The sequence below is a fragment of the Parafilimonas sp. genome, assembly GCF_047606085.1.
In the GTDB taxonomy this organism is placed as follows: Bacteria; Bacteroidota; Bacteroidia; order Chitinophagales; family Chitinophagaceae; genus Parafilimonas.
This window is the reverse complement of record NZ_JASGEX010000021.1, coordinates 24,531-37,413: the sequence shown is the minus strand read 5'-3', so window position 1 is coordinate 37,413 and position 12,883 is coordinate 24,531. Positions and strand designations below refer to the sequence as shown.

Annotated in this window: 11 protein-coding genes; 3 read left to right on the top strand and 8 right to left on the bottom strand. The window is 38.8% G+C overall.

Features of this window, described 5'->3' with window-relative positions; genetic code table 11:
• Window positions 1-8: 8 nt before the first annotated feature.
• A complete protein-coding gene (locus tag QM629_RS02090) occupies window positions 9-1,526 on the top strand; it encodes a hypothetical protein (RefSeq protein ID WP_415156691.1) in 1,518 nt (505 codons plus the stop codon).
• 19 nt (window positions 1,527-1,545) lie between these two features.
• On the opposite strand, the gene QM629_RS02085 is transcribed toward QM629_RS02090, so the two are convergent.
• The 3 genes from QM629_RS02085 to QM629_RS02075 form a co-directional block, all read right to left on the bottom strand.
• Window positions 1,546-4,443 (bottom strand): LamG-like jellyroll fold domain-containing protein, encoded by a 2,898-nt coding sequence (locus QM629_RS02085; protein WP_415156689.1) that lies wholly within the window; start codon window positions 4,441-4,443, stop codon window positions 1,546-1,548.
• A gap of 95 nt (window positions 4,444-4,538) precedes the next feature.
• Entirely contained in the window at window positions 4,539-5,927 is a 1,389-nt protein-coding gene (locus tag QM629_RS02080; RefSeq protein ID WP_415156687.1) for a dihydrolipoamide acetyltransferase family protein, read from the bottom strand.
• A gap of 145 nt (window positions 5,928-6,072) precedes the next feature.
• Complete coding sequence (locus QM629_RS02075) at window positions 6,073-7,332, bottom strand: CinA family nicotinamide mononucleotide deamidase-related protein (protein ID WP_415156685.1); 1,260 nt, start codon at window positions 7,330-7,332, stop codon at window positions 6,073-6,075.
• Window positions 7,333-7,488: 156 nt separating this feature from the next.
• Here QM629_RS02075 and QM629_RS02070 point away from each other — a divergent pair, with 156 nt between their 5' ends.
• Window positions 7,489-7,662 (top strand): hypothetical protein, encoded by a 174-nt coding sequence (locus QM629_RS02070; RefSeq protein ID WP_415156683.1) that lies wholly within the window; start codon window positions 7,489-7,491, stop codon window positions 7,660-7,662.
• A 5-nt stretch (window positions 7,663-7,667) separates the two neighbouring features.
• Window positions 7,668-9,074 (top strand): D-alanyl-D-alanine carboxypeptidase/D-alanyl-D-alanine-endopeptidase, encoded by a 1,407-nt coding sequence (gene dacB / locus QM629_RS02065; protein WP_415156681.1) that lies wholly within the window; start codon window positions 7,668-7,670, stop codon window positions 9,072-9,074.
• 105 nt (window positions 9,075-9,179) lie between these two features.
• Here the strand turns inward: dacB and QM629_RS02060 are convergent, their stop codons facing one another.
• The 5 genes from QM629_RS02060 to QM629_RS02040 all read right to left on the bottom strand — a co-directional run bounded on the left by QM629_RS02060 (window position 9,180) and on the right by QM629_RS02040 (window position 12,777).
• Complete coding sequence (locus QM629_RS02060) at window positions 9,180-10,556, bottom strand: TlpA family protein disulfide reductase (protein ID WP_415156679.1); 1,377 nt, start codon at window positions 10,554-10,556, stop codon at window positions 9,180-9,182.
• A 136-nt stretch (window positions 10,557-10,692) separates the two neighbouring features.
• Window positions 10,693-11,280, bottom strand: a complete 588-nt coding sequence (locus QM629_RS02055) for a Uma2 family endonuclease (RefSeq protein WP_415156677.1) — start codon at window positions 11,278-11,280, stop codon at window positions 10,693-10,695.
• 3 nt (window positions 11,281-11,283) lie between these two features.
• Window positions 11,284-11,874, bottom strand: a complete 591-nt coding sequence (locus QM629_RS02050; protein ID WP_415156675.1) for a Uma2 family endonuclease — start codon at window positions 11,872-11,874, stop codon at window positions 11,284-11,286.
• A gap of 21 nt (window positions 11,875-11,895) precedes the next feature.
• Window positions 11,896-12,303: an acyl-CoA thioesterase gene (locus QM629_RS02045; protein WP_415156673.1), complete on the bottom strand. Its 408-nt coding sequence runs from the start codon at window positions 12,301-12,303 to the stop codon at window positions 11,896-11,898.
• Between the two features lie 63 nt (window positions 12,304-12,366).
• Window positions 12,367-12,777 (bottom strand): DoxX family protein, encoded by a 411-nt coding sequence (locus QM629_RS02040; RefSeq protein WP_415156671.1) that lies wholly within the window; start codon window positions 12,775-12,777, stop codon window positions 12,367-12,369.
• Window positions 12,778-12,883: the final 106 nt, after the last annotated feature.

The window sequence follows — 12,883 nt, the reverse complement described above, 5'->3', positions numbered from 1 at the left end:
AAGGTTTAATGGGCATTATTCAAAAACAAAGCACAGTTTCTTCTATTATAATTTTAATCGGGTTTGCTATTGGCGGCGTTAACATGTTATTGATTGCCCCAAAAATTTTAACGGCGCAGCAATTAGGCTTAACAAGGGTTATTACAGATGCAGGTTTAACCATGGCAACCGTATGCACTTTTGGCGCCCTGCCGATTATTTATAAATTTTTCCCCATTTACAGGAGCTATACGCAACCCAAAAAAAATGAACTGCCGTTTTTAACCCTGATAGTTTGCCTCATAGGTTTTTTGCTTGTTTCTTCCCTGGGATATGCATGCAAAGATTTAATTGTGCGCAAATTCAGCGAGAAATCGCCTTTATTTGTTCAGTACAGCTATCTGGTTTATCCTTTTGCTTTTTTTATGCTGATGTTCATCTGGCTCGAAAGCTATAGCTGGACTTTTAAAAAAGGCGTTATATCAAACAGTTTAAAAGAAACGATACCAAGAATTTTATTCACTATTTTATTATTATTGCTTTTTACCAAAACAACTTCTTTTAATGTATTCATTATTCTTTTTTCATTATCATTTGCCTTGCCTTCTGTATTACTTTTTTTCATTTTGCGCCACACAAAAGAATTTTATTTTTACCCGCATATTGGCATTACTACCAGGCGTTTAAAAGGCAAAATGGCCAACTTTGGCCTGTTTCTTTTTGGCGCCCAGTTTTTAAATTTATTATCCAAAACAGTTGATACATTTATTTTAACAGCCAAAGCCGAAAGAGGCCTTGTGGATACCGCCGTTTTTACAATTGCTACGTATATAGTGGCGTTATTGGAAATTCCACAACGCAGCTTAAATGCCATTGCCATTCCTGTGATTGCCGAAGCGTGGCGTAAAAAAGATAAGGGCAGCATTCAAAACATTTATACCAAAAGTGTAAATAATTTATTGATAATAGGCATACTGATTTTTGGAATAATCTTACTTAATGCCCATAACCTAGCCGGGTTTTTAGGTAAAGATTATAACGGTATTGAATGGGTTGTTTTTTTATTGGGAATAGCCAAGCTGGTTGATTTAGGCACCGGCGCCAACACACAGATTATTTCTACTTCCAGTTATTGGAAGGTTGATTTTACCACAAACGTTATCTATACAATTATGGCCCTGCCTATGAACTATATTTTGATTTCCCGCTATGGTTTAATGGGCGCAGCTTATTCCAACCTGATTACCATTACATTTTATAATTTAATGCGCTTTGGCTTCCTGTGGTACAAGTTTAATTTGCAGCCTTATAATTTAAAAGATACCGTTTCCATAGTTGCAGGCTTGTTTGCTGCTGCCATTGCTTACCTGCTGCCGCAAATGCCTTTAATAGCAGATGTAACAGCAAGAACTTTTGTATTTCTTATTTTGTTTATACCGATAATTTATTTCAGTAAAATATCTATGGAAATAAACTATTCAATAAACAAATCAATAACAACGGTATTAAGGCTTGCCGGGATAAAAAAATTTGATAAAAAAATTTAGCTTAAAAACACCGATGCATTTACCTTATTAATACAAGTGTTCCTTTTCTTAGCACAGTCCCCTCTGTACATTTGGAAGATACCTTTATCTGATAAACAAACGTGCCGGCGCCTTGCGGTATGCCATTCACCATTCCATCCCAGCAGGCATTGATATTGTTTGAATGATACACACGGTATCCCCACCGGTCATAAATTGATATGTCAAAATAGTCCACAGGCCCCCAGCTTTTGAGGCCAAAGCAATCGTTCACTCCATCATGATTGGGCGTAAAAGCCCCAGGCACCTGGAATGGCAAAGAACCGGCAACAAATGAGGACTTCACAAGTATTGAATCTGTATTCGTACAATTATTCTGAGAAACAACACTTACAAAATACCATGTATCGGCAGGCGGGTTTACCACCGGGTTATAAACCTGGGTATTATTAATGAATGCAGGAGGCGCCCATGTATATTGGATGCCTCCTGTGGCTGTTAGTGTAGCTTCAGGGTTTAAACAATCAATATCGTTGGATTTAACAATAGTTATATCCGGCTTTTCATTTACAATAACAACAGTGTTAAGTGTATCAGTTAACCTGCATACGCTATTCGTAATAATCACTTCATAACTTGTATTCGAGCCCGGGTGCACGGTGGGTGTGGCTACAAGAGAGTCAGAAACACTGTCTGCAGGAGACCACCTATATGCATCCCCGCCGGAAGCTGTTAATACAACAGAATCACCATTACAAATTGCCGTGTCTTTAGTTATTGCAAATACGGGCACAGGGTTTACATTTATTGTAACAGAATCTTTATTTATACAGGAATTGGATCCGGTACCCGTTACAGTATAGATTATTGTGTTTGAAACTGAAGCTAAGGGGTCAGCAATAGCTGCGTTGGACAAACCGGTAACGGGACTCCATGCATAAGCCACTCCGCCCGAAGCATTTAACTGAACAGATGCATTGCCGCAAACAATCGTGTCATTGCCTGCTTTAATATCCGGCAATGATAATACGGAAATCATAACAGAATCCTTCTCGCTGCAAATGCCATTTCCTGCTGTTACCGTATATAAAGTAGATTGCTTTGGCGATGCATCAGGATCCCGGATTACCGGATTGCTCAGGCCTGAAGATGGCGCCCACTGAAAACTGTTTGCATTTGCCGAAGTGGTTTTTAAATGAACTGAATCATTCAGACAAATACTCGTATCATTCATTGCAGAAATAACAGGGGGCGGCAGCACAGTTACCAAAACACTGTCAACACTGGCACAATCAGCATCGTTTGTAACCTTTACATAATATCTTGTTTCATTATCAGGCGTTGCTACCGGATTATAAATGCCCGGATCAGATAAAGTAGCTGAAGGGCTCCAGCTATACTTATTGCCGGCAGTGCTGCTTGCGCTCAGTTGAACAGAACCACCTGTACAAACGGCCGTATCGTTTGTAATTGTTAAAGCAGGCAATGCCAGCACAACAACCTGAACCGTATCCGTGCCAAAACATCCCTCCTCATTATATCCCCTGACAACAAAAGATGTAGTATGTAAAGGAGATGCCTCAGGGTTTGCAATAGTAGTATCAGATAAATAAGCTGATTCATTCCATTTATATTCAATAGCACCGGAAGCTGCCAATTGAACGGAATCACCTTTGCAAAAAGAAACATCTTCACCCGCATTTACTGCAGGTGCAGGCATAACCGTTATATTGACCGAATCTTCTATCACCGGCTTGCTGCTATCCGTTAAAACATGAAGATGATAGGTGGTTGTAACTAATGGTGAAGCAACAGGGTTTTGAATTGATGTATTGGATAAACCGGCTGAAGGCGACCAGCAATAATCCAAGCCATTTATTGCCATTAATTGCACTGAAGCGCCTGCACAAATTGATGTATCATTATTAACAACAGCGCTGTCATTAATAACATTCACGTTAATCGAATATTCCGTTGTATCAAAACAACCTGTATTTGTTTTGGCAAATAATGTTACAATATAGGTTCCAAAACCTGCGTAACTGATTGTTGTATCTGTAACATTGCCGGCAGTTTTGCCATTGCCAAAGTTCCACCATATACTATCAGCGTTTGAAGCAGCGCTGCTTACATGCACTGATTTAGGATTACAGGCAGACTGTGCATATTTAAAATCAGCCGCGATATTGCAAGGTTGTTCGTCAGCACAGGAAAATGAATAGGCTTTTACTTCATCTTCACTTAGCGCCCTATTATAAATTCTAACTTCATCCAAATCTCCATTTAACCAATATGGATAACTGCTGTTATTCAAATGCCCAAAAAAAAGATTGTATGGGTTAGTGTAAGCATATTGAGCTGCCGGTTCATCTACAACAAGTTTACAGTTTACGTATAATTTTACTCTATCACCATCACTTGTAAAAACAACATTATACCATTGATTTAACTGTATCGCATCCTGATTACCAATCCCTCCATCCGGGCCAAAAAAAACTTCATGCGCAGTAGTCGGGTTCGATGAACACCCTGTTATGGCATCTGAAAATCGTAAAGAATAATTTCCAGGCTTGTAATCTTCACTCTCCTTGGAAATAATTATATTGTTATAGCATTTGCCTGTATAAAAACCTGTTGGCCTTACCGAAGCGCATAAGGATATTTTATTATTACTAAAATTCAAACTGTTACTACTCGGTATTTTTATATAGGTATCCACGCCATTAAAATGGTAAGCGCTATTTGCATTTCCATAATAATCACTCGTTAATGTTGCATTATTAAAAACCGGGTTATTCCCATTGCCGCTTGCATCATTTGCATCGCCATTAAAAGGGTAATATGCCATTAAGCCTTTATCCAAATCAACCTGGCTAAAGCTGGTGAAAGGGCATAACAGGCAAAGTATTAAAGTAATGAGGTTGGGTGTGTTCTTCATGGATTACAAAGCAGTAATTTACACAAATTAAACGCAATCGCCCCAAACAAAAAAATCCCGCAGTGCGGGATTTTTATAAAATCAGAAATATGTTCTTACCAACTTCTGTTTATATCCCAGCTCTCAAATTCCCTGGCTACAGCCGTTAAAAAAGATGCTCCCAAACTGCCGTCAACGATGCGATGATCGTAACTTAAAGACAAATACATTATATGGCGGATGCCAATTGTATCGCCTTGCTCTGTTTCAATTACAACCGGCCTTTTCTTAATGGCGCCAACAGCCAGTATGGCCACCTGGGGCTGGTTAATGATCGGCGTGCCCATTAAACTGCCGAATGTGCCTACATTGGTCAAAGTAAATGTGCCATCCAATGTGTCATCCGGTTTTAGTTTGGCATTACGCGCTGCATCCGCAAGATGGTTCACTTTCTTGCTTAAGCCCACAAGGTTTAAATCGTCCGCATTTTTAATTACAGGCACAATCAGGTTGCCGCCTGGCAAAGCAGTAGCCATGCCAATATTCAAATCTTTCTTAATAATAATCCGGTCGCCGTCAACCGAACTGTTTATCATAGGATAGCGTTTTATCACCTTCACCAGGCAATCAATAAACATCGGCGTAAAGGTTATCCTGGTATTGTTTTGCTTTTCAAAATCCTTCTTGATTTTTTCGCGCCATAAAACCATATTGGTCACATCAGCTTCCGCAAAACTGGTAACATGAGCGCTGGTTTGTTTGCTCTGCACCATGTGCTTTGCAATCAGCCTGCGCATCCTGTCCATCTCAATTATCTCTACATTGCCTTCATATTCTTTCGGCAATTCTTCCGCATATACTTCTACCGTCGGGCGCAATGTAACCGAAGCATTTCCGGACTTTATATTTACATTTGACGTTTGACGGTCCACAACCAGGGCTTCACTGCCAGTTTCACCCACTTGCTGCACCGTTCCCCTTTTTGCCACATAATGCAAAATATCTTTTTTAGTAACCCGGCCTTCATTGCCGGTGCCGGGAATGCTTTCCAGTTCTGCCATGCTTATACCTTCACTGCCGGCAATATTCATTACCAGGGGAGAATAAAAACGGTTTATTTTACCACTGTCGTTCGTATGCAGCATAGTATGCACCGGCACGTATGGAATGTTCTTCCCATCTATTTCATCTTCTTCAATTTCTTCCTTAACATCGCCCGCCGGGGCAGGGACATATACATCATCGTTTTCAACCGGTGCATCTACATCAGTTTCAATTCTGGCAATCACACTGCCAACAGGCACCACATCATTTTCCTTAAACAAAACTTCCGAAATCCTGCCGGCAGCCGTACTTGGCACTTCACTATCCACCTTATCTGTGGCAATATCCAGCACTGTTTCATCATATTGCACGCTGTCGCCCGGCTTTTTATGCCATTTTAAAATAGTTGCCTCCATTATGCTTTCGCCAAGTTTCGGCATTACCAAATCAACAATCGCCATAATTATTCATTTTATTTTTGGGTACTCTTATCAGTCTAAAATAACCCGGCTTTTGTTCCGGCCATTCGCTTCAAGCCCTCATTGCTGCATCACTGCGGGCTTTTCATTACTGTCCCTGTTCAGCGCCCAAAGGTAATGAAACGGATTAACTGTTATTTTTTATGAACATGCACAGCCAATGCAAAGCATGTGCAGCCGTTAATTCAATATTCCGTACCCTTTCAAACCTGAAATGCATTTTCTTCGTTTCAATTTTTTCTGCATTGCCTGCTGCCATCCAAACAGTGCCCACAGGCTTATCTTCACTGCCGCCGCCCGGCCCCATAATGCCTGATACAGCCACTGCATAATCTGTTTTCATCACTTTCAAAACACCGCTCACCATTTCCCTAACCGTTTCTTCACTTACTGCGCCGGCAGTGGCAAGTGTTTCATTGCTTACCTGTAAAACATCTTCTTTAATGCTGTTGCTGTAACTCACCACGCTTCCTTTAAAATAGTCAGAAGAACCCGCAACCGATGTTATAAGATGTGCAATATAACCTCCCGTACAGCTTTCGGCTGTTGATACCGTTTTGTTGCTTTGCTTCAGCAGCCTGCCTAATAAAATTTCAAACGGGACATCTTCGTCAATAGCCAGCACATCGCTCACCAGTTCTTTTAAGGTTTTAAACGTTTTATCTAATACAGTTTCTGTTGTTTCGTTATCGCCCTGCGCAGTCAGCCGCAAACGCACCATGCCATAATTAGGCAGATAAGCCAGCTTAATGTTTGAAGGCAGGGCGCTTTCAAAATCTTTGATCCTGTGCGCCAGAAAACTTTCTCCAATACCAACGGTAAGCAAATTTCTGTGACCGATATACGGCAAACGGAACCTTTGCTGCAATAAAGGCACAACATATTTTTCAACAGCAAACTTCATTTCATGCGGAACGCCGGGCATGCTGATGAATATCTTTCCATCTTTTTCAAACAGCATATTGGGCGCCGTGCCAACCTCATTCTTAAGAATAGTGGCAACATCGGGAACCATGGCCTGCCTGCGGTTGCTTTCAAGCAAAGGCAAAGGGCGCTTAAACACTTGCGTAAACAGGTAGGTAATATGTTTCAGCGTGGCATCATCCATTACCATCTTGCCGCCAAAATATTCGCAGAGCAAAGGTTTGGTTATATCATCTGCCGTGGGGCCAAGGCCACCTGTTATTAAAATCACGCTCGATACCATGCTTTCGTCATCAAGCGCTTTCCATATTTCATTCCGCTCATCACCCACAGCCAGGCGCCGGTGCACCCATACACCAATCTTATTTAATTCCTGCGCTATCCATGCACTGTTGGTATCAATAACCTGCCCTATCAAAAGTTCATCGCCTATTGTTATAACAGAAACCTTTACCTGTTCCATAATAAAACGCATTAATAACGCAGCAAATGTATGATGCGGCTGCCTTTCAAATAACTTTTAGACTAATCAGAAAAAAATCCCTGCAACGAAAAGAAAATTTAGGCTGCTGATGTAACTGCCGCTAAAAAATTATATACATCCAATGCATCCAAATTTTTGTTTACCGCAGAATCTTTTGTTGAAGGCTCTTTTCCGGTTTACAAAAACGGCGGCATGTTTTTTCAGTTCAGGCCTTATTCGTTTTATACTTCCCCTTTGGACAAACGCTTAACCACATCAACAATAGAAGTATTTAGTTTTACATTTGGCGCATTCTATAGCTTTAAATAAAACTAATGCGTATAGCTTTCATTCTTCTCTTTACTTATTTTTCTTTTAACGCTGCTGCACAAAATATTGCTCAAAAAATAAATGCTGCTGTAAATACTTTTTTAAACAACGAACAGCTTAAGCACGCCATTGTAAGTTTATACGTTACCGATGAAAATGGAACCAAAGTTTATGCGCTGAACGAAGAATATGGTTTAGCGCCGGCAAGCACCCAAAAAATTTTTACATCAATAGCCGCATTAAGTTTACTGGGAAGAGATTTTACCTACAAAACAGAAATTGGTTATACGGGTAATATTAGTAATGGCAATTTAAACGGAGACTTAATTATAAAAGGTTATGGTGACCCAACTTTTGGAAGCTGGCGCTATAGCAACACAAAGCCTGCATCAGTTTTAAACTTTATTGTTGGCAGTATTAAAAAAGCCGGCATAAATAATATTAACGGCAATGTTATTTTAGATGATGGCGCATTCAGTTACCAGCCTCTGCCCGGCGGCTATATATGGGATGATACAGGTAATTATTATGGCAGCGGAAGCTGGGCCATTAACTGGCGCGAAAACCAATATGATTTAATATTAAAACCGGGCAAAAACATCGGCGATACATCCACCATTATTAAAACGTCACCCGCTATTAATGTAAAAGCCTATAGCAATTTTATTACAACCGCGCAACCTAATTCAGGCGATAACACGATTCTTTACCTGCCGCCATATAGTGATAATGCTTTTGCTGAAGGCACTATACCAGCCGGCGTAAAAGACTTTACGGTTTCGGGTGCTTTGCCTTATGCCGCAGGCCAGCTTACAACAGAACTGGATTCTTCTTTTCAAAAAAATAAGATGCCCATAAAAGGTTCAATCATTAGCGGTGATTCTTTTGTAAAACAATACAAAACCATTCCGCATGCTGAAAATATTATTGCCACCTACAGCTCGCCCACGCTTGACAGCATTGTTTACTGGTTTCTTCAAAAGAGCATTAATCTTTATGGGGAATGTTTATTAAAAACAATCGCTTATCAAGAACACAATTATGGCTCTACTGATTTTGGCGTGGCTGATTTGAAAAAATTCTGGCAGCAAAATGGCATTGATTCCTCCTCTGTAAACATATCAGACGGCAGCGGGCTTTCACCGCAAAACCGCGTTACAACACATGCTTTGGTGAGTGCATTATTGTATGCAAAAAAACAAAGCTGGTTTCAAAGCTTTTATAATGCCTTGCCGCTTTATAATAATATGAAACTGAAAAGTGGCACAATAAGCGCCTGCCGCGCTTTTGCAGGTTATCATACGGCATCTGACGGTAAAAAATATGTGATGGCGATTATTGTAAACAACTACGATGCAGGCAAAGGGAACGTAACACCAAAGATCTTTAAAGTGCTGGATGCACTGAAGTGATTAAAAATTAAATCATTTTCAAACTTTACATAATTCAATAAGGCAATAAGGTTGGTTCTTTGTTGCTATCATTCTTTCTACCAAAGATTAATGCATAATCAAATTTTAATTTGCTGATTGATTTGAATGTAAATAATCATAAAAAGTAGCTATTGTAATATCTGAATTATCAGCTTTTATTATTTTTTCACCTTTAGCAGTCAGTATAAACTTAGAAGGATAACCGTTAATATTTAATTGTTTCGAAAGATTAGTTTTAGCGTTATCATAAATAACGGGAAATTGCATATTATACTTTTTAATTGATTCCTTAACAACGGCTTCGGGTTGCTTTGTTGTTGCAAAGTCTGTATTTACTGAAAGAAAAATAATATCGTTTCTGTTTTTTACTTTATTGAAAAATTCATTTAAATCCGGTATTTCTGCGATACAAGGCGAACATGCTGAATACCAAAAATCAACAAAAATGTATTTGATACTTCTCAACTTTTCAGGGGGAATTGCATTTGCTATAAAATCCCATTTTTCAGGAAGCCTAACAGTCTGTCCAGAAGAAATAGTATAAGGTGTTCCTGCAAGTTTTCGTTGAACCGTTTCATAAGCTTTAACTCCATTTATTGTATCTATTTGGTGATACCAAGACTTTAAAGTATCTGGCAATAATACATCATCTGTAATATTTAAAGCCAGATTGTTTAAAATAGCTAAAGACTTATCTTTTTCTTTTATTGAATAATAATCAATTAACTTTTTTGCAAAAGCTACTGCTCTTTTTTTGTAAAACTTATTAGTTGAAATACCTGTTATTAAATAAGTAAAAGCAGCATCAAATTGCTTTTCTATAAAATATTTCTTACACTCCAACTCATAAATATTGTTATTCAAAATGGCAAAAAGCTTTTTTAAATCGCCGCTTGTATCACGATTTGAATTTTGGAAAGAAAGTAATTGAGCCTTTAAGTTTTTTGTCAAAGAATAAAGCGAATTAAATGTACATGTATCATCGTCATATTTTGTTCCTATTGAAATAGTGTTTCCCAGCGAACCTACCCAAATTAAATTCTGATTTATTAGTGACGGGCTACTGATAACAAACTCCACATCTTTTTGCAGCGAAGGCAGCATGTAGTTTTTATATAAATAAAATTCAATTGTATCATTTACTTGGTGGTGTTCTGCAATACTCATAATTGTCCATAAATAAACATAGGCGTCAAGGTTATTTAAAATGTTTTGAGATAAAGTGGCGTTGTCCATTAAAGAATCAGGCACAAAATTTTCCCATGATAGTTTAATTATTTTAAGCAAGCTGTCAACCTGAAAAGTTGTATTAAATTGAAGGCTTTTCTTTTTTAGCAAAAAATTTTTTATGATAAAATCTTGCTGATAACTATACCGTGGTTTTATTGACATTGCGTTCTGTCCAAAAGCAGAGGCATAATTAAAACAGAGTAAAAAGAAAAAGATTTTTAATACCTGCATAGTCCTTAAAATTTATCCGATGGTAATTTTTTCGCAATCTAAAAATAACTGCACTAATATAACCGGCGTACGCTGTTTTGTGCAATTGAATTAAGATTTACGATTGCTGTTTAAATGTTAAAGTGCGCTGAAGCACTCAGAATTTTACGCCGCGGTATATGTCGGGCATGGATATTTTAAAACCAATTGGCTTTATAAACAGCATATCATCAGCAGCGCTAAATTCTTCATACAGCCATTTGCCTACTGCTTCTTTTGTTATAACTTTTAGCTTCATGGCGCGTGAATCAATGATAATGTATTGTTGCAAAGATGGTATCTGCATATAGTACATTTGTTTTCTGCCCGCATCATGCTCTTCCGTTGAAGCGGAAAGTATCTCAAAAATTACGGCCGGGTTTTTAACCGTGTCCTTTATCTTTTCGTCGTCAAATTCAGGCTCATCGCAAATAATAGTTACATCAGGATAAAAGAAAGAGTCTTTCCATTTAACAGATACGCGAAGATCGCTTGCAAAAATATTGCACGGTTTACCTCTTAAAAAAGAGCCGGCCTCAATCACAATATTTGCAGTAATACGATTATGATTAAAAGAAGCGCCGCTCATGGCCAGCACTTCACCATCAACATATTCATGCTTGCATTCCTGTTTGCGCTCCCATTCCAAAAATGCGGAGGGTGACATTCTGGGAAAATATTTTGGTGCAGGCTCATTTATTTCCATACACTAAAATTTTATGCCTTTGTACAAATCAGTAAGGCTTATCTCAAAATTGATTGGTTCAATAAAAACCTTATCATTAACATGTATAAACTCATCAAACTTCCATGTTCTTTCTTCTGCCCTTCTTGTCATTACCCTCACATAAAGGCTTTTTGAATCTATATTTATATATTGTTGCAAAGATTCAATCTGCATGTAAAACATCATCTTCTTGCCCATATCATAATTTTCGGTTGATGCAGACAATATTTCAAAAATTACCGTAGGATTTTTTATAGTGTCTTTTATTTTTTCGTCGTCAAATTCAGGCTCATCGCAAATAATAGTTGCATCGGGATAAAAGAAAGAGTCTTTCCATTTAACAGATACGCGAAGATCGCTTGCAAAAATATCACAGGATTTATCTTTCAAATAAGGCCAAAGATTCCCTACAATATTAGTGACGATTTTATTATGATTGATAGAAGCGCCACTCATGGCCAGCACTTCACCATCAACATATTCATGCTTGCATTCCTGTTCTCGCTCCCATTCCAAAAATGCGGAGGGTGACATTCTGGGAAAATATTTTGGTGCAGGCTCATTTACTTCCATGCACTAAAGTTAATTTATTTATCAGAAATACTTTGCCAGCGCAGCTTTGAGGTCATCAGGAATATTCCGGCGCTTCCAGGTTTGCTTATCGAGGAAATATAAGCTTACCCTTCCGGCGGCAAGCAGCCTGCCTTCTTCATTAAAAACATCCTGGTGAAATTCTATATGGTACGATTCGGGCAGCTTGCGCACCTGGGTCTGTATAGTTAAAAGATCATCATACGTGGCCGGGCGCAGAAACTTTGTGTATAATTCAACCACCGGCATTATTACACCTTCATTTTCCATGCGCTTATACGTAAACCCCAAGGCGCGGATGCTTTCAACGCGGCCTATCTCAAAGTACTGCGCATAGTTGCCATAATATACCACATTCATTTGATCGGTTTCGGCGTAGCGCACCCGTATTTGTGTGGTTGATTCGTACATTATATGTTTGTTGTTAGTAGTTTTTTCTTACACCTGTATCCTGCACATCCTGAAACCTTAATTTTACTTGTTAATCATACCATCAACGCTTATTTTTCCCGGGCCGCAGAGCAATAAAGTAGTGAAAGCGCCAAGATATAATATGGCAAGCTCAGATTCTGCCAGCGGCTTCCCTGCGTCGGCGCCAAAAACCACCACAGCCATGGTGATGATTAAGGGAATGGCGGCCAGCCTTGTAAATAATCCAAGTATGATGAATGCAGCGCAAATTACCTCAGCAAAAATGGCAAGCACCAAACTGAAAGTGCTGCCCATGCCTAAAAAGCTGTAAAAGCGCGTGTGCAGCTCTTCAAACTTCACCATTTTGCTATATCCATGCTTTGATAACAACAATACGCCAAAAAACACACGCAGCAGCAGGATGGAGAAATTGAAAGCACCTGCACCGTATTTTATAGAAAGGATTTTTTTCATTAAGCATCTACGTTTTTTCAATAGAAGAATCCCGGCAAAAATAAAGTTCTGCCTCTTTATCCACAATTAAAACACATATTATATGCCGTTATTTTTTGATGATAAT

Bases quoted from the DNA above. Each gene is read 5' to 3' on its own strand.
- QM629_RS02090 (WP_415156691.1), top strand. From the start codon at position 9: ATGGGCATTATTCAAAAACAAAGCACAGTTTCTTCTATTATAATTTTA.
- QM629_RS02085 (WP_415156689.1), bottom strand. From the start codon at position 4,443: ATGAAGAACACACCCAACCTCATTACTTTAATACTTTGCCTGTTATGC.
- QM629_RS02080 (WP_415156687.1), bottom strand. From the start codon at position 5,927: ATGGCGATTGTTGATTTGGTAATGCCGAAACTTGGCGAAAGCATAATG.
- QM629_RS02075 (WP_415156685.1), bottom strand. From the start codon at position 7,332: ATGGAACAGGTAAAGGTTTCTGTTATAACAATAGGCGATGAACTTTTG.
- dacB (WP_415156681.1), top strand. From the start codon at position 7,668: ATGCGTATAGCTTTCATTCTTCTCTTTACTTATTTTTCTTTTAACGCT.
- QM629_RS02060 (WP_415156679.1), bottom strand. From the start codon at position 10,556: ATGCAGGTATTAAAAATCTTTTTCTTTTTACTCTGTTTTAATTATGCC.
- QM629_RS02055 (WP_415156677.1), bottom strand. From the start codon at position 11,280: ATGGAAATAAATGAGCCTGCACCAAAATATTTTCCCAGAATGTCACCC.
- QM629_RS02050 (WP_415156675.1), bottom strand. From the start codon at position 11,874: ATGGAAGTAAATGAGCCTGCACCAAAATATTTTCCCAGAATGTCACCC.
- QM629_RS02045 (WP_415156673.1), bottom strand. From the start codon at position 12,303: ATGTACGAATCAACCACACAAATACGGGTGCGCTACGCCGAAACCGAT.
- QM629_RS02040 (WP_415156671.1), bottom strand. From the start codon at position 12,777: ATGAAAAAAATCCTTTCTATAAAATACGGTGCAGGTGCTTTCAATTTC.